This window comes from Pseudomonas sp. H3_D04 (assembly GCF_054669175.1).
In genome coordinates this window covers 2,871,383-2,897,191 of sequence record NZ_CP162801.1, presented here as the reverse complement: position 1 = coordinate 2,897,191, position 25,809 = coordinate 2,871,383, and the positions used below count along the sequence as shown (strand labels likewise).

Sequence of the window (25,809 nt, the reverse complement as noted above, 5' to 3'; positions counted from 1 at the left end):
AAATAATAAGAAGGCGGGTCTATGACATCCTTGAGCAGTCATCACCAAGACAAGGCGACGTTTCTGGAACGCCTGATTTTCAACAACCGCCCGGCAGTGATCGTCATCTGCCTGCTGGTCAGCATCTTCCTGTTCTGGCAGGCGACGCTGATCCGGCCGTCCACCAGTTTCGAAAAAATGATCCCCCTGGATCATCCCTTCATTCAAAAGATGATGGAGCACCGCAACGATCTGGCGAACCTGGGCAACACGGTGCGCATTTCCGTGGAAGCCACCGACGGTGACATATTCTCCAAGGAATACATGGAGACCCTGCGTCAGATCAACGACGAAGTGTTCTACATTTCCGGCGTCGACCGTTCCGGCCTCAAGTCGCTGTGGAGCCCGAGCGTGCGCTGGACCGAGGTGACGGAGGAGGGCTTTGCCGGTGGCGAAGTGATCCCGCAGAGCTATAACGGCTCCCAGCAAAGCCTCGACCTGCTTCGCAACAACGTGCTCAAGTCCGGTCAGGTCGGGCGCCTGGTGGCCAACGACTTCAAGTCGAGCATCGTCGACATCCCGCTGCTGGAGTCCTACCCGGACCCGCAGGATCAGGGCAAGTTGCTGGCGCTGGACTACCGCAAGTTCTCCCACGAGCTGGAAGAAAAGATCCGCGACAAGTTTGAAGCGCAGAACCCTAACGTGCAGATCCACATCGTCGGTTTCGCCAAGAAAGTCGGCGACCTGATCGATGGCCTGGTCATGGTGGTGATGTTCTTCGGCGTCGCCTTCGTCATCACCCTGATCCTGCTGTACTGGTTCACCAACTGCATGCGCAGCACCGTGGCGGTGTTGAGTACGACGCTGGTGGCGGTGGTCTGGCAGTTGGGGTTGATGCACTTCTTCGGTTTCGGGCTTGATCCGTATTCGATGCTGGTGCCGTTCCTGATCTTCGCCATCGGTATTTCCCACGGCGTACAGAAGATCAACGGGATCGCCTTGCAGTCCAGCGAAGCCGACAACGCCTTGACCGCCGCACGCCGCACGTTCCGCCAGTTGTTCCTGCCAGGGATGATCGCGATCCTTGCGGACGCGGTGGGCTTCATCACGCTGTTGATCATCGACATCGGTGTGATTCGTGAACTGGCCATCGGTGCCTCCATCGGTGTCGCGGTGATCGTGTTCACCAACCTGATCCTGCTGCCGGTCGCCATCTCCTATGTCGGCATCAGCAAGCGCGCTGTCGAACGCAGCAAGAAAGACGCGCACCGCGAACACCCGTTCTGGCGCCTGCTGTCGAGCTTTGCCAGCCCGAAAGTCGCACCGGTGTCGATCGTCCTGGCCTTGTTGGCCTTCGGCGGCGGCCTCTGGTACAGCCAGAACCTGAAAATCGGCGACCTCGACCAGGGTGCCCCGGAACTGCGGCCGGACTCGCGTTACAACAAGGACAACAACTTCATCATCAGCAACTACTCGACCAGCTCCGACGTATTGGTGGTGATGGTCAAGACCAAGTCCGAAGGTTGCTCGCGCTACGAAGCCATGGCGCCGATCGACGAACTGATGTGGAAGATGCAGAACACCGAGGGCGTGCAGTCGGCGATCTCCCTGGTGACCGTGTCCAAGCAGATGATCAAGGGCATGAACGAGGGCAACCTGAAATGGGAAACCCTGTCGCGTAACCCGGACGTACTGAACAACTCCATTGCCCGTGCCGATGGCTTGTACAACAACAGTTGCTCCCTGGCGCCGGTACTGGTGTTCCTCAACGACCACAAGGCCGCCACCCTGGATCGCGCCGTGCATGCGGTGCAGGACTTCGCCAAGGAAAACAACAAGGACGGCCTGGAGTTCATCCTCGCGGCGGGTAACGCCGGTATCGAGGCGGCGACCAACGAGGTGATCAAGGAATCCGAGCTGACCATCCTGATCCTCGTTTACATCTGCGTCGCGACCATGTGCATGATCACCTTCCGTTCCTGGGCGGCGACCTTGTGCATCGTGCTGCCGCTGGTGCTGACCTCGGTACTCGGCAACGCCCTGATGGCCTTCATGGGCATCGGCGTGAAAGTTGCGACCCTGCCGGTCGTGGCGCTGGGGGTGGGGATTGGCGTGGACTACGGCATCTACATCTATAGCCGTCTGGAAAGCTTCCTGCGTGCGGGCCTGCCGTTGCAAGAAGCCTACTACCAGACGCTCAAGTCCACTGGTAAAGCCGTGCTGTTCACCGGCCTGTGCCTGGCGATCGGTGTGTGCACCTGGATCTTCTCGGCCATCAAGTTCCAGGCCGACATGGGCCTGATGCTGACCTTCATGCTGCTCTGGAACATGTTCGGCGCGCTTTGGCTGCTGCCGGCGCTGGCTCGCTTCCTGATCAAGCCGGAGAAACTGGCGGGGCAGAAGGGCAATTCGTTGTTCGCTCACTGATCCCTGGCTGAAACAGAAAAGCCGCAACCTGGGTTGCGGCTTTTTTTCATCCGAGGATTAACACAACCCTTTGCAGGAGCCGGCTTGCTGGCTCCTAAAAAGGACCGCGTTGGTTATGAGGGATCAGTGCCGAGCACGACGTTCAGCGCACTGCGCGCATCGTCGAGCTGAACGAGGGTCGCATGCCGCGCACCCAGCGCATCGCGGTTCTCGATCGCCGTCAGGATCGCCTTGTGTCGGGGCAGCGCCAGTTCATGCAGGTTCGGCCGTTGGTTGGAATGTTTCAGCGCTTCAGCAATCGCCACCGACAGCATGTTGCACAGGTTGGCCAGCAGATCGTTGTGGGTCGCATCGGCGATGCGGCTGTGAAAATCCAGGTCCGGCTGCAACAGCGCTTCCGGCGTCGGTGCGGCTTCCATGCGCTGGTAGGCTTCACCGATGGAGGCGATGTCTGCGTCGGTCGCGAACTGCGCGGCGAGGGCGGCGGCAGCGGGTTCGATGATGCTGCGCACGCTGGTCAGCAACTCGAAAAATTCATTCTGCGGGCTGCTTTGCATCAGCCAGTGCAGCACATCCGGATCGAGCATGTGCCATTCCTTGCGCTGCTTGACCACGGTGCCGACCCGCGGACGGGAATACACCAGGCCTTTGGCAACCAGCACGCGGGTGGCTTCGCGCAGCACCGGGCGGCTGACCGCGTACTCCTCGCACAGCAGGGCTTCGGCGGGCAGTTTGTCGCACGGTTTGAAGCGCCCGGAAACGATCTGCATGCCCAATTCCTGGACGATGCGCGAGTGCATGCTTTTGCGGTCGGAGGGTTTGCGGTAATCCATGGGGAACGGCGCGATCCTGTGCGATGGAGATGCCGCGCATGATAGCAGGCGCGGACCCGGTCCTGAATCAGATGAAGAGCCAATGTGGGAGTGAGCCTGCACGCGATAGCGGTCGTTCAGTCAACATCAATGTTGAATGTACGACCGCTATCGCGAGCAGGCTCGCTCCTACAGGGGGATTGATATGATCAGTGAGAGTGGCGCGGGACTTCGGAACCGCGGCAGCCAACCAGGAAGTCGAAATCGCAGCCCTGATCCGCTTGCAGCACATGGTCGATGTACAGCTGACGATAACCGCCCACGATCAGATTTTGCGGCGGTTGCAGATCCGCCATGCGCGCCGCCAGTTCAGCATCCGGGATGTCCAGGTGCAAACGCCCGTTGGCGCAATCCAGTTCGATCCAGTCGCCTTCCTTCACCGTCGCCAGAGGTCCGCCGGCTGCTGCTTCCGGGGCCACGTGCAAAACCACGGTGCCATACGCCGTGCCGCTCATGCGTGCGTCGGAAATGCGCACCATGTCCGTCACGCCCTGGGCCAGCAGCTTGGCCGGCAAACCCATGTTGCCGACTTCGGCCATGCCCGGATAACCCTTCGGCCCGCAGTTCTTCATCACCAGAATCGAGTTGGCATCGACGTCCAGGTCCGGATCGTTGATCCGCGCCTTGTACATGTCGAAGTTTTCGAACACCACCGCACGCCCGCGATGCTGCATCAATTCGGCACTGGCCGCGGATGGCTTGAGCACTGCACCGAGGGGCGCGAGGTTACCGCGCAATACGCAAATGCCGCCGTCGGCGCGGATCGGGTTGTCGAGGGTGCGGATCACTTCGTCCTGGCCATAGATCGGCGCGTCCTTGGTGTTCTCGCCCAGGGTTTTGCCGTTGACGGTCAAGGCGTTCGGGTTGGGGATCAGGTTAGCTTCACCGAGGCGACGCAATACCGCTGGCAGGCCGCCGGCGTAGTAGAACTCTTCCATCAGGAAGCGCCCGGACGGTTGCAGGTCGACAATGGTCGGCATGCCGCGACCGATGCGGGTCCAGTCATCCAGGTCCAGCTCGACGCCGATACGACCGGCGATGGCTTTCAAGTGGATCACGGCGTTGGTCGAGCCGCCGATGGCGGCGTTGACGCGGATGGCGTTTTCGAAGGCTTCCTTGGTCAGGATCTTCGACAGCCGCAGATCTTCACGGACCATCTCCACCGCGCGCATGCCGGACATGTGCGCCAACACATAACGCCGCGCATCCACCGCGGGAATCGCCGCGTTGTGGGGCAGGGACGTGCCCAGTGCTTCGGCCATGCAGGCCATGGTCGACGCCGTGCCCATGGTGTTGCAGGTGCCGGCCGAACGGGACATGCCGCCCTCGGCCGCGAGGAAATCGTCAATCGTGATGGTGCCGGCTTTGACTTGTTCGCTGAGCTGCCAGACCACGGTGCCGGAGCCAATGTCCTGGCCTTTGTGTTTGCCATTGAGCATCGGCCCGCCGGTAACGACGATGGCCGGCACGTCGCAACTGGCCGCGCCCATCAGCAGCGCCGGGGTGGTTTTGTCGCAACCGGTCAGCAGGACCACGCCATCAATCGGGTTGCCACGAATCGCTTCTTCAACGTCCATGCTTGCCAGGTTGCGGGTGAGCATGGCGGTAGGGCGCAGGTTCGATTCGCCATTGGAGAACACCGGGAATTCCACCGGAAAACCACCGGCCTCGATCACCCCGCGTTTTACATGCTCCGCGATCTGGCGGAAATGCGCGTTGCACGGGGTCAGTTCCGACCAGGTGTTGCAGATGCCGATGATCGGCTTGCCGTGGAACTGGTGGTCGGCGATGCCCTGATTTTTCATCCAGCTGCGGTACATGAAGCCGTTCTTGTCAGCGGTGCCAAACCATTGGGCGGAGCGCAGGTTGGGTTTTTTATCGGACATGATCGATTCTCTTATTGTATGACTATATTGTTCGAGCTAAGGCGTAACATAAGCGCAATTTCGCCGGTTTGGAAGTGTTGTTGGTTAATTAGTATTACTATATAGTCGCTTTCAACGGAGGGATTGCCCTGGCGGTTTTCAGCGAGAGGCGTCCCCCGAGGTTCTATAACAACAACAATCGGAGACCGATCTCATGAGCCAGGAACTGCGGCTTATTCGTCGCATTACGCTGAAACTGATTCCCTTCCTGATCCTGCTGTACCTGATCGCCTATGTGGATCGCTCCGCCGTAGGTTTCGCCAAGCTGCACATGGGCGCCGACATTGGCCTGGGTGACGCAGCCTATGGCCTCGGTGCAGGGTTGTTCTTCATTGGCTACTTCCTGCTGGAAATCCCCAGCAACCTGATGCTCGACCGCTTCGGTGCCCGACGCTGGTTCGCTCGAATCATGGTCACCTGGGGCGCCATCACCATCGGCATGGCGTTCGTCCAAGGGCCGCACAGCTTCTATGTCATGCGCTTTCTGCTCGGCGCGGCCGAAGCCGGGTTCTTCCCGGGCGTTCTCTACTACATCACCCAATGGTTCCCGGTTCGCCATCGCGGCAAGATCCTTGGTCTGTTCATTCTTTCCCAGCCCATCGCGATGATGATCACCGGCCCGGTGTCCGGCGGTTTGCTTGGCATGGACGGCGTCCTTGGTTTGCATGGCTGGCAGTGGCTGTTCATCGTCATCGGCACCCCGGCGATCCTGCTGACCTGGCCGGTACTGCGTTACCTGCCGGACGGGCCCCAGCAAGTGAAATGGATGGACCAGGCCGAGAAAGACTGGCTGACCGGCGAACTGAAAAAGGACCTGGAGGCCTACGGCCAGACCCGTCATGGCAATCCTCTGCACGCCCTGAAAGACAAGCGCGTGTTGCTGCTGGCGCTGTTTTATCTGCCGGTGACCTTGAGCATTTATGGCCTGGGCCTGTGGCTGCCGACGTTGATCAAACAGTTTGGTGGTACGGACCTGATGACCGGTTTCGTGTCATCGGTGCCCTACATCTTCGGGATCATCGGGCTGCTGATCATTCCGCGCAGTTCCGACCGCCTGAATGATCGTTACGGTCACCTCGCCGTGCTTTACGTGCTGGGCGCCATCGGGCTGTTCCTCAGCGCCTGGCTGACGGTGCCTGTGCTGCAACTTGCGGCGTTGTGCCTGGTGGCGTTTGCGCTGTTTTCCTGCACCGCAGTGTTCTGGACCTTGCCCGGTCGTTTCTTCGCCGGCGCCAGTGCCGCGGCCGGGATCGCGTTGATCAACTCGGTGGGCAACCTGGGCGGCTACATTGGCCCGTTCGTGATCGGTGCACTGAAGGAGTACACCGGCAACCTGGCGTCGGGGCTGTACTTCCTGTCGGGGGTGATGGTGTTCGGGCTGGTGTTGACCGGCGTGGTCTATCGGTTACTGGAGCGCAAGCATGTGCTGGCGGCCGACCAGTTCGCGGCCAGTGCTCGCGGCGCGACTCGCACCTGAGAGATCACACAAATCCTCTGTGGGAGCGAGCCTGCTCGCGAAGGCGGAGTGTCAGTCGGTAATGATTTTGGATTTGACGGCCTCATCGCGAGCAGGCTCGCTCCCACAGGGTGCAATGCCGCCTTCAAGATTGTTTACAGGAGAAAATCCATGCGTTTAGTGCAGTTCGAACTGAGTAACGGCGAGCGCCGGGTAGGCGTGGTCGAGGAGGGGCTGGTGCGCGAAGTGCAGGACGCGCGCACGGTCCGTGACCTGGCCCTGGCGGCAATCGAGGCGGGCGTCAATCTGCAGCAGCAGGTGAAAACCCTGGGCCTGGGCATCGGCCATGACTACACGGAGCTGCTGGAGCAGCTGCGGATCCTCCCTCCGCTGGATCACCCGGACCCGGCGCACATGCTGGTCAGCGGTACCGGCCTGACCCATCTGGGCAGCGCTTCGGCCCGCGACAAGATGCACCAGCAGGCCGGCGATGAAGCGGCAATGACCGACACCATGCGCATTTTCAAATGGGGCGTGGAGGGCGGTAAACCGGCGACCGGACAAGCCGGTGTGCAACCGGAGTGGTTCTACAAGGGTGACGGCAGCATCGTCGTGCGTCCGGGCCAGCCGTTCCCGCTGCCACCCTTTGCCGAAGACGCGGGTGAAGAGCCTGAACTCAGCGGCCTCTACGTCATCGGCCACGACGGTAAACCGTATCGCCTCGGTTTCGCAGTGGGCAACGAGTTCTCCGACCATGTGATGGAGCGCAAGAATTACCTCTACCTGGCACATTCGAAATTGCGCAGTTGCAGCTATGGCCCGGAGCTGCGGGTCGGCGAATTGCCGGCACATCTGGCTGGCACCAGCCGCATCCTGCGTGACGGTGAAGTGCTGTGGCAGAACGAGTTCCTCAGCGGCGAGGCCAACATGTGCCACAGCTTCGAGAACCTTGAGTACCACCATTTCAAGTACAGCCAGTTCTTGCGTCCGGGGGACGTGCACATTCATTTTTTCGGCACCGCGACCTTGTCCTTTGCCGACGGCATTCGCACCCGGGAGGGTGATGTGTTCGAGATCAGTCAGGCCGAGTTCGGCGCGCCTTTGATCAACGGGATCGCCCCGGTTGAAGCCGCTTTCGAGCCCGGCACCGTCGGCACCCTTTAAGGAGATACGCATGCCTCAGATTCTTGGTCACAACTACATCGGCGGTCAGCGCAGCGCGACTGGCACCGTCAAAATGCAAAGTGTTGATGCCAGCACCGGCGAAGCCTTGCCTCATGATTTCTTCCAGGCAACGCCTGAGGAAGTCGATGCCGCCGCCAAGGCTGCTGCCGCCGCTTACCCGGCCTATCGCAGTCTGAGCGCGGAACGTCGCGCGCAATTTCTCGATGCGATTGCCGATGAACTCGACGCCTTGGGCGATGACTTTGTCGCGGTGGTCTGCCGCGAAACGGCATTGCCGGCCGGACGTATTCAAGGCGAGCGCGGGCGCACCAGCGGGCAGATGCGTCTGTTCGCCAAAGTGCTGCGTCGCGGTGATTTCTACGGCGCGCGAATTGATCTGGCACTGCCGGATCGCCAACCGATGCCACGACCGGACCTGCGCCAATACCGCATCGGTCTTGGGCCTGTTGCGGTGTTCGGTGCGAGCAATTTTCCGTTGGCCTTCTCCACGGCGGGCGGCGACACCGCGTCGGCGCTGGCCGCCGGTTGCCCGGTGGTGTTCAAGGCTCACGGCGGCCACATGGCCACCGCCGAACTGGTCGCCGATGCGCTGATTCGCGCGGCGGAAAAAACCGGCATGCCGGCCGGCGTGTTCAACATGATCTACGGCGGCGGAGTCGGCGAAGCGCTGGTCAAACACCCGGCGATTCAGGCGGTCGGTTTTACCGGTTCGCTGAAGGGTGGCCGCGCCCTGTGCGACATGGCTGCCGCACGTCCACAACCGATCCCTGTGTTCGCCGAGATGTCGAGCATCAACCCGGTGATCTTGTTGCCGAAGGCATTGGCTGCTCGGGCCGACACCGTCGCCCGTGACCTGACCGCTTCGGTTGTGCAGGGGTGCGGTCAGTTCTGCACCAATCCCGGTCTGGTCATCGGTATTCGCTCGCCGCAATTCACCGCGTTTGTGCAGCAGGTCGCGGGCCTCATCGGCGATCAGGCGGCGCAAACAATGCTCAATGCCGGGACGTTGAGCAGCTATGGCAACGGCCTGCAAAAACTCCTTGCTCACCCGGGCATTGAGCATCTGGCTGGCAATCCGCAGCAAGGCAATCAGGCGCAACCGCAGTTGTTCAAGGCTGACGTCAGCCTGCTGATCAATGGCGATGCAGTGCTGCAGGAAGAAGTGTTCGGCCCGACCACTGTGTTCGTCGAAGTGGCGGATCAGGCGCAACTCAGTGCCGCGTTGAACGGCCTGCACGGGCAGCTGACGGCGACGATCATTGGTGAGCCGGCGGACTTCGAACAGTTCGGCGAGCTGACGGCGTTGCTGGAGCAAAAGGTTGGACGGATCCTGCTCAATGGCTATCCGACGGGCGTTGAAGTCTGCGACTCGATGGTCCACGGCGGGCCGTACCCGGCAACTTCCGATGCACGCGGCACGTCGGTCGGCACGTTGGCGATTGATCGATTCCTGCGGCCGGTGTGTTTCCAGAACTATCCCGACAGCCTGTTGCCGGAACCGCTGAAGAACGCCAACCCCCTGCGCATCCAGCGCCTGGTGGACGGCAAACCTTCCCGCGACGCCCTTTAACAGCTCACCGTAATCCCCGTGGGAGCGAGCCTGCTCGCGAAAGTGGTGCATCAGTCAACAACAATATCGACTGACACTCCGCATTCGCGAGCAGGCTCGCTCCCACAGTATTTTGTGTCGCCAGCATGTTGGATGAGCGACACAGACCCACCCTCACATTGAGCTATCATTGCGTCTTTCCCATTCAAAGATTGACTGCCATGACTGCCGTATCCGACACCTTGATCAACGCCCTCGAACACTGTGACATGCTGGAAATCGACGGGCTGCACGCCTTCGATTTTTCCCTCGATGAAGACGATAACCTGCACATCGAATGCATGGACGGCCGAGCACTCAAACGTTGGGAGTTCAGCATTGCGCAGATCACAGCGGCGACTTTCGATCCTGATTTGAAGAGCTGGATCATTACCGGCGATTCCGGTGAGCATCGACTAGTGCCTATGGACGCGTTCGGCGGTGGTGACGATGAGGAAGAAGGGAATGAGGATGCATAAGCTCTGGCCGCTGTTGATGGCCGGCAGCATCGGCGCGATGGGCATTGAAGCCGCGTCGGCCGACGACTATCAGTTGCTGGTCGGTTCCTACACGGCGGGGCAGAGCCAGGGGATTTATCGCCTGAACTTCGACAGCGCCACCGGGCAGATCAACCCCAAGCCGCTGCAAGTGGTCACCAGTGAAAACCCGTCCTGGCTGACCGTTTCCAAGGATCAGCAGCGTTTGTTCGTGGTCAATGAAAACGGCCCCGGCCAGAAAGACCCGGTCGGGCGCGTCAGCAGTTATTCAATCGATCCCAAGACCCATGCACTGAGCTTGATCAATCAGGTGCAGAGCCTGGGCAACGAGCCGACGCATTCGAGCCTCAGCGGTGAGGCCAGTCATTTGTTCGTCAGCAACTATTCAGTGGTTGAAGACCCGGGCGGCACGTTGGCGGTGTTGCCCGTGGGCGCCGACGGTAAGCTCCAGCCCGTGGTGCAGATGAGCAGTCACCCGTCGAGCCGGGTCAATCCCGAGCGGCAGATGTCGGCGCATGTGCATTCGACGGTTTCCTCGCCGGACGGCCAGTACGTGTTCTCCAATGACTTGGGCGCCGACAAGATCTTTGTCTACCGCTTCGATCCCAAGGCCAATCCGGAGCTACCGTTGACTGCCGCCACACCGGCGTCGGTCCAGTTGCCAGCCGGCAGCGGGCCGCGTCATTTGCTGTTCAGCGCCGATGGCAAACACGCCTGGCTGACCATGGAAATGAGCGCGCAGGTCGCGGTGTTCGATTACCAGAACGGCAAACTTGAGCAGACCCAGATGGTTGATCTGGCGGCGGGCCAGCCTGTTTCCGACAAGGCCGCCGCTGCGTTGCACGCCTCGGCCGATGGCAAGTTCCTTTACGTCAGCAACCGTGGCACCGCCAATCAGGTGCTGGTGTTTGCCATCGATCCTGCGACCGGCCATCTTCAGGAGCTACAACGTCGTTCGGTGGACGGTGATCACCCGCGCGAGTTCAGCCTCGACCCGAGTGGCCAGTTCTTGCTGATTGCCAACCAGAAGAGCAACCAGATTGTTGTGGTCGAACGCGATGCCAAGAGCGGTTTGTTGGGTAAAACCGTACAGAAACTGCCGATGGATGCCCCGAGCGACCTCAAGTTTCTGGTGCGTCAATAGGCCGCAGGCCCCGGTTGATGGGGCCTGCATCCTTGTATTAATGAGGCTGATATCTGCTAATGCTACAAAAGATTTCAAGGCGCCAACCCTCGAAGGTTAAGTTTGCTCCACGGCCCCATCGGGCAAACAAGCCAACTGAATCCGAGGAATACCGCCATGAACTTCAATCTCTTCTCCATCATCGCCGCTTCTGCCATCTCCGCCACCGTTGCTCTGCCAGCCAGCGCCAACGTTGAGATCAGCGACAAAAAATCCCACGCCCAGAGCTACACCCAGAAATACCTGCAACAGAGCGCCAACTTCTACGCGGCACTGGATCACAAGACCCAAGCCTGAAATTCAAGCCCTGCACCCTTTATGCAGGAGCGAAGTCACTTGCGCCGATCGATCGAAATACGTCGAACGTCGATGAGTGATGTCGCTCCTGCATAACGCGTTTACGACAGCATCACATTGCCATCAATGTATCGCTTGATATCACATAGCCATGCATTTAGATTTGACGTTGATTTTTTGACTCAACATCTAATAACAAGGATCGACAGCATGGCGATGCGTCTGGCAGTGGTTCTTCTGTTCCTCTATTCAACCCCCATTCTTTCGGCTGCTCAGCCCGTTTCCCAGGAGCCGGACGCGGCCCGGGAACGCTTGATGAGTTTTATTCAAGACTGAGATAGACGGGCTTAATGATCAATGAAGCTGATGGTGACTATGGAAAACCCTGAGTGGTTGTCACCGCTTTTTTGATCGATTCTGTGGGCACTTAAACATGCCCACGGAGAACACCATGGCCAGCTCAATCCTCACTTCTGCCAAATACGGCGCCTACCTGGCCATAGGTCTTTACGTGGCCCTGGTGCTGATTGTCAGCGTTTCGTCCAATTTGCAGCACACCTTTGAAGCGCCGGTTCAGGTCGCTTATCCCGCCATCCAGTTCGAACACCGTGCTCAAAGCGTCGTGGTCGATCAAGCCGCATCGGCGGGAGTGGCAGGGGCATGAAAGGCAGCAAACTCTGGGTCATTGCCTTCCTGGCATTCATGACCAATGGCGCTTCCCTGTTGGGGATAGGGCAGGGCTCGGCGGGTTCAGTTGCGCGGTCCATCGAAGCCAATCACAACCTGGCGCGTAATATTGAAACGGCGAAAGCGCTTGGGTTGTTGGCGGGTAATCCACCTGTGAAACGCCAGGAGGATTTCTTCGGGCCCTTCCAGGTGGATTGCTCGGTGTTGCAGATGTGTGATGTGTTTGCCTGAGCGCGAGCGGCCACAGAAGGGGCGATTACTTGTGCATGACTGCGGTGAACAGGTCTGACGCCAGAAACCGCTGCAACCACCCCTGCAACCGCACATAAGGCGTCTGCCCGAACCACTCGCGATCGACATGGGCGAATTGCCGTATGAACGGCATCAACGCCACATCCGCCAGGCTCGGACGCGCCGCCAGCAGATAATCGCGTCCCTCCAGCAACACCTCCAGCTTGCGCAAGAACACCTCACCCTCAGCACGATAGGTGTCCATCGGCTGCTCGGGGTAACGCTCGGCGTATTTGTAGCGATTCAAATGCACCTTGAACGTCTGATCGTTCTCTTCAATCAGCGCGGCGATGTGCGCCTGTCCGGCAGGATCACCCTTGAGCAACCAATCCTGCGGATCGTTCTGCGCCAAGGACCAGTGCATGATCGCCAGGCTTTCATCGATGACTTGACCGTCGATACTCAGCACGGGGACCGTGCCCTTGGCCGACAGCGCAAGCATTTCGGCAGGTTTGGCTTTCAGGCTGACCTCGACAATCTGCACCGCAACGCCCGAATAGCGCAGGGCCATGCGCGCCCGCATGGCGTAAGGGCAGCGGCGGAACGAGTACAGCGTATTCATTTGACCTCCAGGGTACTCAAGCCATTGCCCTGGCGTTGGACCTGAATCTGCACCGGAATCCGCTCATGCATTTCCTGCACATGGGAAATCACCGCGACCTTGCGGCCCTGGGCTTGCAAGCCGTCGAGTGCGTCCATGGCCAGTTGCAGGGATTCCGGATCGAGGCTGCCGAAGCCTTCGTCGATGAACAGCGATTCGATTTTCAGTGTGCTCGAAGCCATCGACGCCAAACCGAGCGCCAGGGCCAACGACACCAGGAACGTCTCGCCGCCCGACAACGAATGCACCGAACGCAGCTCATCGCCCATCTCGGTGTCCATCACCAGCAACCCGAGCATGCTGCCGCCGCGTTTCAGGCGATAGCGCCGCACCAGTTGTCGCAGCTGTACGTTGGCGTGATGCACCAGCAAGTCGAGGTTGTAGGCTTGGGCGATCTTGCGGAAGGTGTCGCCGGTCGCCGAGCCGATCAAGGCATTCAGGCGAGCCCAGCGCTGGTACTCGCTGTAGGCGTCGGCGATCTGCTGCGCCAGGGCTTGGTTGGCATTCTGCCGACGCTGATCCTCGGCCTGTTCGGCGCGCAGTTCGGCGCAACGGTGCTCGCTGGCGGCGAACAGGTTTTGCAGGTCTGTCAGTGCCGTGGCGAGTTGCTCGGCGTCGAGATTGCCGTTGTGTTGCGCCTGATGATTGAGCAGGCGCTGGTCCCGTTCCTGCAATCGCACGTTGGCCTGTTCGATGGCTTTTTCGCTTTGCTGCAAGTGCTGCCGCAGTTCGCTGACGTGCTGGTCGTCGACGCTCAGCAGCGCTTCCAGTCCTCCATCGTCGAGCTCTGGATGCAAGGCGCGCCAGTCGGCGATCTTTGCGCTCAGTTCGCGGTCTTCGGTTTCCAGGGCCAGCAGGCGCTCTTGTCTGGCTTTGAGTTCAGCGGCCAGTTCGACTAACCGCGTGCGCACGGTTTGCAGTTCCTGATGGGCTGTTGCCTGGGCAGTGCGCGCCTGTTCGACGGCTTGATCCAGTTGCTGCTGCCAGTGTTCGGCGCTGCTGTGTTCGCCCAGCAATTGCGTCAGCCGTTCCTGGCAAGCCTGTTGTTGCTCGGCGAGGACGGTGAATTGCTGCTGCGCCAATTCCAGTGCCTGGGCGCGGGCCAGTTGGCGGTCCTGTTCTTTTTCCAGTGTCTGCTGGCGTTGTTGCTGGTCGCCGAGTTCATCGCGTTGCTGTTCGAGTTGCTCCAGGCGCTGGGCGATCAGCCGGTCGAGTTGCATGAAGGTCGCGGCCGGTTCGTTGCGCAAGGCCTCCAGTGTCTCGGCCGGAAGCAGGGTGCTGAAGGCGCTCAGCTCTTCGTCGAGACGCTGGCGATCACTGCCCAGCTCACGCTGCTGGTTACTCAAGTGCTGCGTCGCTTGCTGGCTAGTAGCCTCGGCGCTGCGCAGTTGCTGCTGAAGGCGAGCCGCATCTTGTTGCAGGGTGAGCAGGGCGGTCTGCCGTTGTTCATCCTGGGTGATGCTCTGGTTCAACTGGCTGTTTTGCTGCGCCAGCCAACTGTCGCGCTTGCTCGCGTCCTGAGCCAGCAGTTGCGTCGACAACGGATGGGCTTCGAGGCTCGGCGTCAGGCCTTGTTGCTGGCTGGCGAGTTGCTCCTGTTGCTGCAGCAGTTCTTTTTGCTGAGCAATCAAACCGCCGACTTCACCGCGCAAATCGGTGAGTTTCTCTTTCAGCAGGTCGACGGCCTTCTGCGCATTGGCCTGCTCGCTTTCATCGTGGCGACCGAGGCTTTGCAGCAACGCTTCGGGTTGATGATAGGGATGGTCGGGGCTGCCGCAGACCGGGCAGGGCTGATCGTCCTGTAGCTGTGCGCGCAGTTCTTCGACGCTGGCGCTGCGGGCCAGACGCTGACGCTCCAGCAGTTCGCGAGTGACGGTCAGGGTCTGTTCGGCGATGACCAACTCGTTCTTGGTCTTCACGCCGTCCTGGGTCAGGCGATCACGCTCCTGCTGGGCGCTGAGCTGGCGTTGCGTCAGCTCGGCGCTGCGCTTGTCGATCTCCTGCTGGCTGGCCCACAGCCGTGTCAGTTCTTCAAACGCCCGCAGTTGTTTGCGGTTGTCCTGCAACAAGTTGCCCAGTAACTGGATTTGTTCGGCCACGGCTTCCGGCTCGGCACCGGCTTCTTTGTAGAGCACTTCCAGATGCTGCTTTTGAGCCGCCAGTTCTTCGCCGGCGCGGGCGGCGCTTTGCTCCAGAGCCGCCAGTTCAGCCTGGCCCTTGTTCAAGCGATTACCGATCAACATCAGCTGTTGCAGGCGATCACGGTAGGCGTTCCACGCCTCGCTCAACGGCGCTAAATGCGTGCTTTGCTCAAGCTCCCCGGCAATCCGCTCCAGACGTGCAGCCACCTGTTTTTGTTGCTCGAGCAGGCCCTGAATCGTGTGCTGTCCTTGAGTGCTGGCCAGTTCCGCCTGTTGCTTGTGCTCTGCACTCACACTGGCGTCTTTGACCAGCCGGGCGAGGGTGCTTTGCTCTTCAAAGGCCTGGCGCAGCAACGGAGCTTTTTTCGTGTGCTGGCTTTGGGCGTCGACCAGCGCGGTCTGCGCAGCGCTCAAGCTCTGTTCGAGTTGCGCCTGCCGCTCGTTCAGCTCGGCCTGCTGTTGGGTGTGCTGCTGAATCTGCGCCGCCAGCGGGGTGAGCTGGGCGGTGAGTTCGGTCTTGCGGGCGAACTGGTGCCGTTGCGGGGCCAGTTGTTCCAGGCGCGTCAGCTTCAACCGATCGCCAGCCAGGCTTTCCCAGTGCTGCCGGGCGCTGGTCAGCTGTTCGGTGGCGCTCTGTTGTTCGTCCTGCAATTGCCGCAGGTCTTTTAGCCAGGTGTGCTGCAATTCAAACTGTTTGAGCTGCGCTTGCTGGGTCTTGAGTTGCTGCTGCGCTTCGTTGAAGCGCGCATCGAGCTCGGCCCGGGCTTCGGGAGCCAGTGGCGTCACCCCCGTGGCCTGATCCTGCAACAGCTTGTGCGCTTCACGCGCCTCTTTGGCTTTGTCGAAGGCGCGGCGACCGAGGCGGGTGTACAGCGCGGTATCGGTGAGCTTTTCCAGCAGTTCGCTGCGTTCGTTGTCGTTGGCCTTGAGGAAGGCACTGAACTCGCTCTGGGCCAGCAGCACGGCGCGGGTGAACTGTTCGAAGTTCAGGCCCAGCACGGCTTCGAGCTGGGTTTTGAACTCGACTTTCTGACTGGCCAGCAACTGATCCTGATCGATGTCGCGCAGACTCTGGCGACTGGCTTGCAGCTTGCCGCCGGCCTTTTCGCGAGCGCGATTGGCTTCCCAGCGCGCGCGGTAACGACGGCCATCGATGCCGACGAAATCCACCTCGGCATACCCTTCGCCGGTGCCACGCCGCAGCAAGGTGCGCGGGTCGCCGGTGCTGATTTCGCCATCGGCGTCCGGTGCCTTGGCCGACACCTGGGCGTTGCTCAATCGCGGAACGGCGCCAAACAGCGCGAGACACAAGGCGTCGAGCAAGGTGCTTTTGCCCGCGCCGGTCGGCCCGGTGATCGCGAACAGGCCGGCACTCGCCAGCGGTTCAGCGGTAAAGTCGATTTCAAAGGGCCCGGCCAGCGAGGCGAGGTTTTTCAGGCGGATCGCGAGGATCTTCATGGTTGTTCGCTCTCCATCTGCACGTCCTGCAACAGCTCGGCAAAGTCTTTCAGCGTTTGCTCATCGACCTCGCTGCCGTAGCTGTCCTGCCAGGCACGACTGAACAATTCCTGCGGCGTGAGCTGGTCCAGTTCGATCAACGTGGTGCCGTCTTCGACACCCTCGCGACTGCCGTTGCCAGCATATTCGGCGGCGATGCGCACCAGGCGCACGGCTTTGCCTTGAAGGGCGCTTTCAACCTGGTGACGCAAGTCGGGTTGTGGTTCGTCGAGACGCACCCGCACTTCCAGCCACGGCTGGCGCTGGATGTCGGCCAGCAAATCGATGTTCGGCAGGTCGGCCAGTTGCAAGAGGATTTCGGCCAGGGGCGCCGGACCGATGCGTTGCAGGTTGACCGCTCGGGGAATCAGTTTCGGCTCGACGCTGACCAGGGTTTCGCCGTCGAGCGTGACGTCGAGAATCTGATGCTGATAGCCGATTTCCGAGAACGACAACGGAATCGGCGAGCCGCTGTAGCGGATGCGCTCTTCACCGTTGACCTTCTGCGGCTTGTGTAAATGCCCCAGCGCGACGTAGCTGATGCTCGGCCCGAACAGGCTGGCGGGCAGGGCTTCGGCATTGCCGATGATCAGGCTGCGCTCGGAGTCTTCCGAAACGGAACCGCCGGCCATGTGCGCATGGCTGATGGCAATCAGCGCCTGGCCAGGCTTGCGCTTGGCATTGGCCGCTTCGATCAGCCACTCGTGCACCTGACCGATGCCGCGCAGGTAGTTGTCACCCAACTGCGCGCCAGTCACTTCGGCAGGGCGCAAAAACGGCAGCGCCAGGCACCAGCCGGCAATTTCGCCGCTGGCATCTGGCAACGGCAGTAACAGCCGTTCGGCGTCCAGTTGACCGTCGTCGAGCCACAGCACGCGGCCAAGCGCATGGGTGCGCAAACGCCGCATCAACGGCGCCGGCAATTCGATCCGCGAGCCGGAGTCGTGGTTGCCGGCGATGATGACGATGGTCAGCAGCGGTTGCTGCTCGTGGGCGCTGACGATGAATTCGTAGAGGCGTTCCTGGGCTTTGACTGGCGGGTTGACCGTGTCGAAGATATCGCCGGCAATCAACAGCACATCAGGGCGGTCCAGCTTCAGCTGGCGCAACAGCCATTCAAGAAAGCAGGCGTGCTCGAAATCGCGGTCCTGGCCGTGCAGGTTTTGCCCAAGGTGCCAGTCGGAGGTGTGAAACAGACGCAAGGCGAACTCCGTAGGAAAAAAGGTGATGGCCGCGTGGAAATTGATGGCGGCGAAAAGAGTGGGAGTTTACTGGCAAACCGTCGTTTGGGTGCGTCAAGGGGGGTATTTTTGCCCTGACTTAAAGTATTCGGCGATCTTTAGGCCGTCATCGCGAGCAGGCTCACTCCCACATTGGACCTGCGTTGACTCTAATGTTGTGTCCAGTACCGTCCCTTGTGGGAGCGAGCCTGCTCGCGATGAACGATGATGCGGTGTTACTTCGGATACAGCGGCGGCAGGCCACTGTCTCCCACCGGATCCTGAACCCGTTCGGCAATCGGGATCGCCTTGATCGCCCGCCACAGTTCTTCGCCTTGCCAGTGCTGGCCGGTTTCGCTGTAGAGCGCGCCGTTCAAACCGTCCAGTGCGTCGGACAGTGGCACGAAGCGGGCGGCCATGTCGGCGAGGGTTTCCGGTTGTTGCCGGGCCCAGGCGTCGAGGGCCTGGCGGGTGGCGTGGGGATCGTTGGCCTGGCAGGCGCGCTTGAGTTCGTCGAGGACGGTGCGTGGGCTCGGGCCGGTCTGCGCGGCGCGCAGCACGGCGGGTTGCCAGCGGCCACGCCACCAGAGACCGAAACCGAGCATGGTGGTGCAGGCCAGGATCAGGGTGCTGAGTTTCCAGCGCCAAAGGGTTTCGCTGTCGGCTGCGGACATGACCGACGGCGTGCCAGCCGGAGTATCGACCACCAGGCTCGGATTACTCGCCACTTGCAGGCTTCGGGCCGGCAGGCTGCTGTGTTCCAGGTGATCTTCGAAGGTGTTCCACCAGACCACTTCCACCGCAGGCAACTCGATGGCGCCACTGCGGCCCGGCACCAGCGCTTCGCGCTCTTCACGACTGCCGATCAGGCCGCGCTCGGTGCTTTGGTTGCTCAGCACTGGTTGGTCCGGGTAACGGCGCAGGCCGTTGACGTCGGTGGCCGGCAGCGGCGGCAGTTGGGAACTGGCCAAGCCTTCGGCCTTCAAGGTGAGGCTACGAGTCAGCGAATCACCCGCCTGCGCATGGTCCGGCTCCGGGTTCCAGCTTTCGCTCAGGCTCAGGCTGCGGGCCGGCAACCAGGGCAGGTCGGCAGGGTAGGTAATGGGTTTGGCCTTGACCGTCAGCAGAATCGGAGTGGAGCTGACACGCATCAGTTTCCCGGACTTCGGCGCCTGGGTGGCGTCCTGGGTGGGTTGGGTGTCGACGAGCGTGGCACTGAAAATCTGCGCCGGAATGGTCAATTCGCCGCTGTGTTGCGGGTAGATCGCATAGCGCATTTCAATCACGCCATGACGCAGGCCGTTGATGGCTTTCTCGTAAGTGCGCGACTCGCCCAGTTGTTCGATGCGCGCGTCGGGAATCTGCAACGGAGTCAGGCTGCTGTCGTCGTACAGCGACACCGAATGATAGATGCGTAAAGTCAGAATGGCCTGGGCCTGCACATAAACACTGGACTGGTCGAGGCTCGCGTCGATAAACACCGGGGCCAGTTTGTTCGCGGTGTCCTGGGTTTCGCTTTCGACCACTTGCACGGTAATCGGCTGGCTTTGCACCTCGCCCAGTTGCAGCGGGGGAATCGTCACGCTGCCGTTTTCCTTGGGCAGCAAGGTGATGATCCAGCGCGTGGTAGCGCGGTTATCGCCGTTCAGGGTGGTCAGTTGGTTGACCTGGCGGGTGCCACGCACTTCGAACAGCGGTTCCAGCGGTGCCAGGTCAGGCTTGCCGAATTGGGTGACGTCGTTGGATTCCAGGGTCAGTTCGACCGTCTCGCCGGAGTTCAGGCGACTGCGATCGACACTGGCGACCAGCGCCGCCGCCTGAGCCTGGACGGTGCTGAGCAGCAGGGCGAGCATGAAAAGGGTGAAGCGGGTCATCGCGTTTTTTCCTGATCCTGATGTTGTTGCTGTTCGTACCAGAATTTGCGCCTGAGCAATTCGCCCGGGTCATCGGGGATCTTGCGCAGCCATTGCTCCAGCGCCTGACGCTGTTCGCCGTCGATATTGTCGCTGGCCGGCCGCATCGGTGGTGTGGTGCTTTGCTCGTCCCCCAGCTCGCTGCCCGGGACTTCATTGGCGCCCGGTTTCGGCGGTGTTGTGGCCTGTTGCCCGGCGTCCGGCGTGGTCTGCCCGGCGTCGGACTTCGGTGGGTTGTTGTCCGCGGGCTGTGTGGCGGCACCCGGTGGCGTTTCTTGCTCGGTGTCCTTGGTCTCGTCATCGGCGGATTTCTGCGGCTCAACCGGTGGCGGTGCGTTTTTCTGTTTGAGCAGACTTTCTACCAGTGCCTTGTTGGTCTGCGCGGGGCGCAGATCCGGCTGGCGTTCCAGCGCCTGATCGTAAGCGTCCAGCGCCGCTTCCAGCTCACCGCTTTTGGCCAGGGCGTTGCCACGATTGTAGTGGGCGTGGGCATCGTTGCCCTCGGCGAACCGCTGGGCGGCGCCGCTGTAGTCGCCGGCCTCATACAGCGCGACGCCTTGCCACTGCGGATCCTCAAAATGCTGCGAAGCCTTCGCCGGATGGCCTTGCCTGAGCAGATGCAGGCCCCGTTGATCGGGGCGCAACCACAAGTCTTCAAAGTCGAAGGCATAGCTCGGTTGCGGCAACAGGAACAGTAAAGGCAGACAGAACAACCAGCCACGGCGACCGGCGCACGCCGCCAGTAGCAACAGCGGCAGCAGCAGCCAGTAACCCTGATCGGCCCAGGTGTCCAGGCGCAAGGTCTGGCCGTCGTTGCGCAGGGTGCGTGGACCGTCAAGCAGGCCGAGCCCGCGCAGGTCGGTATCGCCCAGTCGCGCTGGGCGATAGCGTCCGCCAAGCTCGTTGGCAAAAGCTTTCAGGCTTGGACTGTCCAGGTACGGCACAAGGATCGCGCCCTGGTCGTCCTTGAGAAAACTGCCGTCCTCCTGTGCGACCGGTGCGCCTTCGGCGGTGCCGATGCCGAGCATCAGGAACTGCGTCGATTTTCGATCCAGTGCCTGGCGAATGCCTTCACGTTCCAGGTCCGTCAGAGTGGAACCGATCAACAGGATCCGGCCTTCACCCAACCCCCCCTGACTCAGCAGTGCCAGGGCCTTGGTCACAGCGAGGTCCGCGCGATGGCCGGCTTCGGGCATCAGCGACGGCTTGAGCGCATCGAGCAGATTACGGCTGGTCGACAGGTCATCCGACAGAGGCACCAGGGTGTGGGCGCTGCCGGCGTAAACGACGATTGCAGTCTGGGCGTCGCTGCGCACTTGCAGCAGGTCCAACAGTTTGCGCCGAGCCTGTTCGAGTCGGTTCGGCGCAACGTCGGTGGCGAGCATTTCCGGGGTCAGCTCAAGCACGACCACCAGCGGGTCGGCGGGCTTCTGACTGATTTGCTCGACGCGCTGCCAACTCGGCCCCAACAAGGCCAGGACGGTCAGTATCCACGCCAGGCCGAGGACGACCCACGGCAGTTTGCTGTCGCGCCCGTTTCCACCGCTCAGCAAAGCAGCGTGGAAGGCCGGTGGCAGGATCATCTGCCAGCGCCCGGCGCGTTTTTGTCGATGCCAGAGTTGCCAGAGCAGCCAGCCCAACAGCGGCAACAACAGCAACCACCAGGGGCGGAACCAGTACGGCCACAGCGCACTCATCGGCGCCTCCGCAGGCGCAGGCGTTTGAGTCGCTGGCGCCAGTCAGGCAATTGCGTTTGCAAAAACAGGTCCTTGGTAAAGAGCCGTTGCAGCGGGTTGTCCGGCCAACGCTCGCGCACCACCAACAACATGCTCAACAACAATGCCAGCGCCAAAGGCCAGTGATACAGCGCCTGCGCCGGGCGGGCCTGGGTCGGCTGTTGGGTCACTGGCTCAAGTGTGTCGAGGGTGTCCTTGATCGTTTGCAGCTCTTTGCCATCGTGGGCGCGGAAGTACTGACCGCCGGTGACTTGGGCGATGGCCATCAACGCCGGTTCATCCAGATCCAGGCTCGGATTGACCCCCAGGAACCCCAAGGTGCCGCTTTGCTCCGGGTCAGCGCCGATGCCGATCGGGTAGATTTTCACGCCTTCCTTGGCCGCCAGGCGCGCCGCCGTGAGCGGGTCGATTTCACCGCCATTGTTGGCGCCATCCGTGACCAGGATCAACACACGGCTCTGGGCCGGACGCATGCGCAGGCGCTTAATCGCCAGGCCGATGGCATCGCCTATCGCCGTGTTCTTGCCGGCGATGCCGATTCGCGCTTCGTCGAGCCACACGCGCACGGTGTGCCGGTCGAACGTCAAGGGCGCTTGAAGGTAAGCCTGGCTGCCGAACAGGATCAGGCCGACACGGTCACCGTCGCGACTTTCAAGGAAGTCACCGAGCAAGTGCTGAACCAGCGACAGTCGGCTGACGTCTTCGTCCTGCCACTGCATGTCGGGGAAATCCATGGAACCGGACACGTCCACGGCCACCAGCAGATCGCGACCACTGGCGGCAATCGGCAGGGGATCGCCCAGCCATTGCGGGCGCGCCGCCGCTATCAGTAACAACAGCCACAACAGAATGAACGGTGCTTGCTGGCGCCAGGCCGGCAGGTTGGCGCGCGCACGGCGGCGGGCCAGGCCTTCGAGGTCATTGAGGAAGCTGACCTTGAGCGCCGGTTCGCCGCTGTCGGCCACCGGCAGCAGGACGCGCATCAACCAGGGCAGCGGCAGCAGGGCAAAGATCCACGGCCAGGCGAACTCAAACATGTTTGCGAATCCAGGTATCGACGGCTTGAGTGAGGCCGGCGATGGCCTTGTCGTCGAGTTTGCATTCGGGTTTGTAGGCGCCTTCGACCAGCACCATCCAGCGGGTCAGACCGGCGGCCGGGCAGCGGTTGTCGAGGAACGCCAGCCATTTGCGCCCGTTGAGGGTGTGGCTCTGGCTGTAGGGGTAATGGTTGCGGCACAGGCGTTTGAGCAACCCATTGAGTTGTTGCAGCCAGGCGCCGGCCGGTGCGCCGTCGTAGGGCTTTGGCATCCGCGCCAATTCGGCGAGTGCAGCGATACGCACCGGGTCCAGCGGTTGTTCGGCACGGACGATCGGGCGCTTGTTCGGAATGAATCGCCGCGCCTTCCACAGGCCGAAACCGATCAGCGGCAGCAACAACAGCAACAGCCACCAGCCGGGCGCGGGGGGCCAGAACTCGATGGGCGGCGGGGTAATCAGCGGTTGCAGTTGATCGAGGCTGCTCATCGACCTTTCCCCGGTTTCTGTGGGTTGAGGTACTCGCGCAGTTGCTCGACCATCTCGCTCTGGGTGCTCAGCGGCATCAGCAATACCCGCAGTTTTTGCGCGAGCAATTCCCAGCGGGCGATGCGCGCTTCGGCCTGGGCGCGGTAGGTCTGGCGCAGGTCGAAATTCAGGGTGTCGAGTTCCAGTTGCGCGCCACGTTCAACGAAACGAAGCAGCCCGGCGGCGGGCAGGGCGTGGTCCAGCGGATCGGACAGCGGCAACAGCAACAGGTCGCAATGGCGCGACAACAGGCTCAGTTGCTGTTCCGAACCTTCGGTCAAGGCGCGTTCATCGCAGATCACAATCACCAGGCTGCCGGGGCGCAGCACCTCCCGTGCACGACGCAGGGCCATGTTGAGGGAGTCGCGGTTCTGTTCGCTTTCGGTGTGCAGCGACTGATTGACCCGCACCAGACGGTTAAGCAGTTGCAGCAGGCTTTGTTTGCTGCGCCGGGGTTTGATTTCGTAGTGCTCGTTGTCGCCGAACACCAACCCGCCGACCCGGTCGTTATGGCCAAGGGCCGCCCAGCCAATCAGGCTAGCTGCCTGAGCGGCCAGCACTGATTTGAACATCAGCCCCGAACCGAAAAACAGCCGACGGCTTTGCTCGACCATGATGAAAATCGGTCGCTCGCGTTCTTCGTGAAACAGCTTGGTGTGGGGCTCCTGGGTGCGGGCGGTAACGCGCCAGTCGATGGTGCGCACGTCGTCGCCGGCCTGATAAACCCGCACCTGATCGAAGTCCACGCCACGGCCGCGCAGTTTGGAGTGGTGCAGGCCGATCAGGGGGCTGCGCTGGCTCGGCGTGGAAAACAGCTGCACTTCGCGCACGCGATGGCGCATCTCGATCAGCTCGGCGAGGCTGACGCGGATGCCCGGCTCGGGCGGAAGGAGGGCGTTCATGGGGGTCAAGCGACGGCTACGACGTCGAGAATCCGCTGGACCACCCGGTCCTGATCGATGCCAGCGGCTTCGGCTTCAAAGGACAGAATGATGCGGTGGCGCAGTACGTCGAACAGCACGGCCTGGATGTCTTCCGGGCTGACGAAGTCGCGACCGGCCAGCCAGGCATGGGCCCGGGCACAGCGATCGAGGGCAATCGAACCGCGAGGACTGGCGCCATAGGCGATCCACTCGGCCATCTCCGGGTCGAACTTGGCCGGGGTGCGCGTGGCCATGACCAGTTGCACCAGGTATTCCTCCACGGCGTCGGCCATGTACAGGCCGAGGATTTCCTTGCGTGCGGCAAAAATCGCCTGCTGGCTGACCCGGCGCTCGGGCTTGGTTTCGCCGTTCAGGGCTTCGCCACGGGCCTGTTGCAGGATGCGGCGTTCGACGGCGGCGTCCGGGAAACCGATTTTCACGTGCATCAGGAAGCGGTCGAGCTGGGCTTCCGGCAGGGGATAGGTGCCCTCCTGCTCGATCGGGTTTTGCGTGGCCATCACCAGAAACAGCGGTGACAGCTCGTAAGTGCTGCGCCCGACACTGACCTGGCGCTCGGCCATGGCTTCCAGCAATGCCGATTGAACCTTGGCCGGGGCGCGGTTTATTTCGTCCGCCAGCACCAGGTTATGGAAGATCGGGCCCTGCTGGAACACGAAGCTGCCGGTTTCCGGGCGATAGATTTCCGTGCCGGTGATGTCGGCCGGCAGCAGGTCGGGGGTGAACTGGATGCGATGGAACTGGGCTTCGATGCCTTCGGCGAGTTCTTTGATGGCCTTGGTCTTGGCCAGCCCCGGGGCGCCCTCAACCAGCATGTGGCCGTCGGCGAGCAAGGCGATGAGCAAGCGCTCGATGAGTTTTTCCTGGCCGAGAATCTGCGTTGAAAGAAAGGTTCGCAGCGCTAGCAGCGCTTCACGATGTTCCATCGATGACTGTTCCTGGAAAGGGTGACCGAAGACGTTCGAATAACGCCAGGGCTGGGGGCGTTACTTTAATCCATCGCGGGGGGCGGCGACTAACGGCATTTTGTGCAAAGTGTGGGAAATGGTTGGGGAAATTGTTGGAGATTTGTAGCAGGGGAGTGATTGGGTGGCTGTGCCGGCCCCACCGCGAGCAGGCTCACTCCTGCATTGACGGTGTACGACGATCAACTGTAGGAGTGAGCCTGCTCGCGATGGGGCCGGTCAAGGCACCCTCAAATCTCTCTTATATAGGTGCCAGTGCCCTTAAGGATGTTCTGCAAGGTTTCTTCCACTTCAGCCAGATCGCTCGCATCGGTGCTGTGAGTGATCTCCAGCGAATCATCCCCATTCAACGCATCCGCATCCGCCGCGGCGATTTCAATCAGCAAGCGAGTTGCGCTCAAGGTCACCTTCACGCCATCCAGCGTCGAAGGCTCGCCATCAAGGGTGATGTCCAGCGCGTCCTCGTCGGGGTAACGAGTCATCAGGAACATGTCGCCCTGATCGCTGTGGCAGCAGAGCATGGCCATGTTGTCTTCTTCGTCATCGCACGGGTTGACGATCAAGAGTGCGGTGGTCATTTGCATGGGGAAATCCTGGCTCGGCGAGCATCGTGAACGCAATAAAAGGCGATTCTGCCAGCCCTCGGGAATTTCTGCTTGTCTGAGTGTCAGATCATGTGTCGTGAACACTTGGAGTGTTACTGGTCATTTCTGGTACGGATGTGCCGCAAAACCGGGGATAAAGCGCCCGTTTTCCTGCACGACTGCTAGTGTTGTTCGAGGCGCATGTCGTGAGCTGCGTACCGATGACCGAATATGTCGCAGCGCCGCAAGCACAGGCCTTGC

22 protein-coding genes are annotated in these 25,809 nt (G+C 61.2%); 10 read left to right on the top strand and 12 right to left on the bottom strand.

Annotation, left to right across the window (positions count from 1 at the left end; translation table 11 throughout):
* Nucleotides 1-21 precede the first annotated feature (21 nt).
* Nucleotides 22-2,406 carry an efflux RND transporter permease subunit gene (locus AB4N91_RS13320; RefSeq protein ID WP_042932105.1) on the top strand — a complete coding sequence of 795 codons (2,385 nt, stop codon included), beginning with the start codon at nt 22-24 and terminating at the stop codon, nt 2,404-2,406.
* A 113-nt stretch (nt 2,407-2,519) separates the two neighbouring features.
* Here AB4N91_RS13320 and AB4N91_RS13315 read toward each other — a convergent pair whose 3' ends face one another.
* Together AB4N91_RS13315 and AB4N91_RS13310 are read right to left on the bottom strand one after the other, a co-directional pair.
* Nucleotides 2,520-3,239, bottom strand: coding sequence for a FadR/GntR family transcriptional regulator (locus tag AB4N91_RS13315; RefSeq protein ID WP_010459832.1), 720 nt, complete (start codon nt 3,237-3,239; stop codon nt 2,520-2,522).
* A 188-nt stretch (nt 3,240-3,427) separates the two neighbouring features.
* Nucleotides 3,428-5,164, bottom strand: coding sequence for an IlvD/Edd family dehydratase (locus AB4N91_RS13310; protein ID WP_010459835.1), 1,737 nt, complete (start codon nt 5,162-5,164; stop codon nt 3,428-3,430).
* Between the two features lie 193 nt (nt 5,165-5,357).
* Here AB4N91_RS13310 and AB4N91_RS13305 point away from each other — a divergent pair, with 193 nt between their 5' ends.
* The 9 genes from AB4N91_RS13305 (at nt 5,358) to AB4N91_RS13265 (ending at nt 12,327) form a co-directional block, all read left to right on the top strand.
* The gene (locus AB4N91_RS13305) at nt 5,358-6,680 is read left to right on the top strand and encodes an MFS transporter (RefSeq protein WP_154504483.1); all 1,323 of its coding nucleotides are present in this window, start codon (nt 5,358-5,360) and stop codon (nt 6,678-6,680) included.
* A 150-nt stretch (nt 6,681-6,830) separates the two neighbouring features.
* Nucleotides 6,831-7,823, top strand: a complete 993-nt coding sequence (gene araD1 / locus AB4N91_RS13300; protein ID WP_102594842.1) for an AraD1 family protein — start codon at nt 6,831-6,833, stop codon at nt 7,821-7,823.
* Between the two features lie 10 nt (nt 7,824-7,833).
* The gene (locus AB4N91_RS13295; RefSeq protein WP_460112544.1) at nt 7,834-9,414 is read left to right on the top strand and encodes an aldehyde dehydrogenase (NADP(+)); all 1,581 of its coding nucleotides are present in this window, start codon (nt 7,834-7,836) and stop codon (nt 9,412-9,414) included.
* A gap of 200 nt (nt 9,415-9,614) precedes the next feature.
* On the top strand, nt 9,615-9,911 hold the full coding sequence (locus tag AB4N91_RS13290) for a DUF5629 family protein (protein ID WP_083376875.1): 297 nt from the start codon (nt 9,615-9,617) through the stop codon (nt 9,909-9,911).
* Nucleotides 9,898-11,073 carry a lactonase family protein gene (locus AB4N91_RS13285; protein ID WP_083376874.1) on the top strand — a complete coding sequence of 392 codons (1,176 nt, stop codon included), beginning with the start codon at nt 9,898-9,900 and terminating at the stop codon, nt 11,071-11,073. Before AB4N91_RS13290 ends, AB4N91_RS13285 begins: the two co-directional genes overlap by 14 nt.
* Nucleotides 11,074-11,229: 156 nt before the next feature.
* Nucleotides 11,230-11,409, top strand: a complete 180-nt coding sequence (locus tag AB4N91_RS13280) for a hypothetical protein (RefSeq protein WP_010459844.1) — start codon at nt 11,230-11,232, stop codon at nt 11,407-11,409.
* 210 nt (nt 11,410-11,619) lie between these two features.
* Nucleotides 11,620-11,745: a hypothetical protein gene (locus AB4N91_RS13275; RefSeq protein WP_255311789.1), complete on the top strand. Its 126-nt coding sequence runs from the start codon at nt 11,620-11,622 to the stop codon at nt 11,743-11,745.
* Between the two features lie 115 nt (nt 11,746-11,860).
* Entirely contained in the window at nt 11,861-12,073 is a 213-nt protein-coding gene (locus AB4N91_RS13270; protein ID WP_010459849.1) for a hypothetical protein, read from the top strand.
* Nucleotides 12,070-12,327 (top strand): hypothetical protein, encoded by a 258-nt coding sequence (locus AB4N91_RS13265; protein ID WP_010459851.1) that lies wholly within the window; start codon nt 12,070-12,072, stop codon nt 12,325-12,327. Before AB4N91_RS13270 ends, AB4N91_RS13265 begins: the two co-directional genes overlap by 4 nt.
* Nucleotides 12,328-12,352: 25 nt before the next feature.
* On the opposite strand, the gene AB4N91_RS13260 is transcribed toward AB4N91_RS13265, so the two are convergent.
* From AB4N91_RS13260 to AB4N91_RS13215, 10 genes are all read right to left on the bottom strand, one after another.
* Entirely contained in the window at nt 12,353-12,949 is a 597-nt protein-coding gene (locus AB4N91_RS13260) for a glutathione S-transferase (protein WP_460112543.1), read from the bottom strand.
* A complete protein-coding gene (locus tag AB4N91_RS13255; protein WP_460112542.1) occupies nt 12,946-16,587 on the bottom strand; it encodes an AAA family ATPase in 3,642 nt (1,213 codons plus the stop codon). The genes AB4N91_RS13260 and AB4N91_RS13255 overlap by 4 nt, the downstream gene beginning before the upstream one ends.
* A complete protein-coding gene (locus AB4N91_RS13250; RefSeq protein ID WP_460112541.1) occupies nt 16,584-17,828 on the bottom strand; it encodes an exonuclease SbcCD subunit D C-terminal domain-containing protein in 1,245 nt (414 codons plus the stop codon). Before AB4N91_RS13250 ends, AB4N91_RS13255 begins: the two co-directional genes overlap by 4 nt.
* Before the next feature lie 254 nt (nt 17,829-18,082).
* Complete coding sequence (locus AB4N91_RS13245; RefSeq protein WP_460112540.1) at nt 18,083-19,720, bottom strand: BatD family protein; 1,638 nt, start codon at nt 19,718-19,720, stop codon at nt 18,083-18,085.
* Nucleotides 19,717-21,456, bottom strand: a complete 1,740-nt coding sequence (locus tag AB4N91_RS13240; RefSeq protein ID WP_010459861.1) for a tetratricopeptide repeat protein — start codon at nt 21,454-21,456, stop codon at nt 19,717-19,719. The genes AB4N91_RS13245 and AB4N91_RS13240 overlap by 4 nt, the downstream gene beginning before the upstream one ends.
* Nucleotides 21,453-22,532 carry a vWA domain-containing protein gene (locus AB4N91_RS13235; protein ID WP_010459863.1) on the bottom strand — a complete coding sequence of 360 codons (1,080 nt, stop codon included), beginning with the start codon at nt 22,530-22,532 and terminating at the stop codon, nt 21,453-21,455. Before AB4N91_RS13235 ends, AB4N91_RS13240 begins: the two co-directional genes overlap by 4 nt.
* A complete protein-coding gene (locus AB4N91_RS13230) occupies nt 22,525-23,019 on the bottom strand; it encodes a DUF4381 domain-containing protein (protein WP_010459865.1) in 495 nt (164 codons plus the stop codon). Before AB4N91_RS13230 ends, AB4N91_RS13235 begins: the two co-directional genes overlap by 8 nt.
* Nucleotides 23,016-23,960, bottom strand: a complete 945-nt coding sequence (locus AB4N91_RS13225; protein ID WP_010459867.1) for a DUF58 domain-containing protein — start codon at nt 23,958-23,960, stop codon at nt 23,016-23,018. The genes AB4N91_RS13230 and AB4N91_RS13225 overlap by 4 nt, the downstream gene beginning before the upstream one ends.
* Nucleotides 23,961-23,965: 5 nt before the next feature.
* Entirely contained in the window at nt 23,966-24,925 is a 960-nt protein-coding gene (locus tag AB4N91_RS13220; RefSeq protein ID WP_003218556.1) for an AAA family ATPase, read from the bottom strand.
* 269 nt (nt 24,926-25,194) lie between these two features.
* Nucleotides 25,195-25,548, bottom strand: coding sequence for a hypothetical protein (locus AB4N91_RS13215; RefSeq protein ID WP_102594848.1), 354 nt, complete (start codon nt 25,546-25,548; stop codon nt 25,195-25,197).
* Nucleotides 25,549-25,809: the final 261 nt, after the last annotated feature.

Coding starts and splice junctions, on each gene's coding strand:
- AB4N91_RS13260 (WP_460112543.1), bottom strand. CDS start 12,949: ATGAATACGCTGTACTCGTTCCGCCGCTGCCCTTACGCCATGCGGGCG.
- AB4N91_RS13220 (WP_003218556.1), bottom strand. CDS start 24,925: ATGGAACATCGTGAAGCGCTGCTAGCGCTGCGAACCTTTCTTTCAACG.
- AB4N91_RS13225 (WP_010459867.1), bottom strand. CDS start 23,960: ATGAACGCCCTCCTTCCGCCCGAGCCGGGCATCCGCGTCAGCCTCGCC.
- AB4N91_RS13265 (WP_010459851.1), top strand. CDS start 12,070: ATGAAAGGCAGCAAACTCTGGGTCATTGCCTTCCTGGCATTCATGACC.
- AB4N91_RS13255 (WP_460112542.1), bottom strand. CDS start 16,587: ATGAAGATCCTCGCGATCCGCCTGAAAAACCTCGCCTCGCTGGCCGGG.
- AB4N91_RS13280 (WP_010459844.1), top strand. CDS start 11,230: ATGAACTTCAATCTCTTCTCCATCATCGCCGCTTCTGCCATCTCCGCC.
- AB4N91_RS13290 (WP_083376875.1), top strand. CDS start 9,615: ATGACTGCCGTATCCGACACCTTGATCAACGCCCTCGAACACTGTGAC.
- AB4N91_RS13230 (WP_010459865.1), bottom strand. CDS start 23,019: ATGAGCAGCCTCGATCAACTGCAACCGCTGATTACCCCGCCGCCCATC.
- AB4N91_RS13215 (WP_102594848.1), bottom strand. CDS start 25,548: ATGCAAATGACCACCGCACTCTTGATCGTCAACCCGTGCGATGACGAA.
- AB4N91_RS13235 (WP_010459863.1), bottom strand. CDS start 22,532: ATGTTTGAGTTCGCCTGGCCGTGGATCTTTGCCCTGCTGCCGCTGCCC.
- araD1 (WP_102594842.1), top strand. CDS start 6,831: ATGCGTTTAGTGCAGTTCGAACTGAGTAACGGCGAGCGCCGGGTAGGC.
- AB4N91_RS13315 (WP_010459832.1), bottom strand. CDS start 3,239: ATGGATTACCGCAAACCCTCCGACCGCAAAAGCATGCACTCGCGCATC.
- AB4N91_RS13270 (WP_010459849.1), top strand. CDS start 11,861: ATGGCCAGCTCAATCCTCACTTCTGCCAAATACGGCGCCTACCTGGCC.
- AB4N91_RS13310 (WP_010459835.1), bottom strand. CDS start 5,164: ATGTCCGATAAAAAACCCAACCTGCGCTCCGCCCAATGGTTTGGCACC.
- AB4N91_RS13320 (WP_042932105.1), top strand. CDS start 22: ATGACATCCTTGAGCAGTCATCACCAAGACAAGGCGACGTTTCTGGAA.
- AB4N91_RS13245 (WP_460112540.1), bottom strand. CDS start 19,720: ATGACCCGCTTCACCCTTTTCATGCTCGCCCTGCTGCTCAGCACCGTC.
- AB4N91_RS13305 (WP_154504483.1), top strand. CDS start 5,358: ATGAGCCAGGAACTGCGGCTTATTCGTCGCATTACGCTGAAACTGATT.
- AB4N91_RS13285 (WP_083376874.1), top strand. CDS start 9,898: ATGAGGATGCATAAGCTCTGGCCGCTGTTGATGGCCGGCAGCATCGGC.
- AB4N91_RS13295 (WP_460112544.1), top strand. CDS start 7,834: ATGCCTCAGATTCTTGGTCACAACTACATCGGCGGTCAGCGCAGCGCG.
- AB4N91_RS13240 (WP_010459861.1), bottom strand. CDS start 21,456: ATGAGTGCGCTGTGGCCGTACTGGTTCCGCCCCTGGTGGTTGCTGTTG.
- AB4N91_RS13275 (WP_255311789.1), top strand. CDS start 11,620: ATGGCGATGCGTCTGGCAGTGGTTCTTCTGTTCCTCTATTCAACCCCC.